Here is a 243-nt window from a genome sequence, read left to right on the forward strand (position 1 = left end):
CACGTCGATAAAAACAGCATCCGAGGCACGTATAACCACGCGCAATATCTGGATGGTCGTCGGGAAATGCTGCAATGGTATGCCGATTATATGGAGATGCTGGAGCGAGGCGAAAATGTGCTGATCGGGAAATTTGGCAAAAGGGCATAACGATAGAGATTTTTTAAGAAAAGTAACATAAAAAACAACGCCCCAGAGTGCTGTAACACATCTGAGGCGTCTGACCAATAACCGTTATACGAG

The 243-nt window shown here is 45.3% G+C and carries 1 pseudogene; it reads left to right on the forward strand.

The window, feature by feature from the left end:
• Nucleotides 1–150, forward strand: a pseudogene (locus AAC147_RS09240) (integrase); the annotation flags it as partial.
• Nucleotides 151–243 lie beyond the last annotated feature (93 nt).

It is taken from the genome of Xenorhabdus sp. NBAII XenSa04 (assembly GCF_963866145.1).
Lineage (GTDB): Bacteria > Pseudomonadota > Gammaproteobacteria > Enterobacterales > Enterobacteriaceae > Xenorhabdus > Xenorhabdus indica.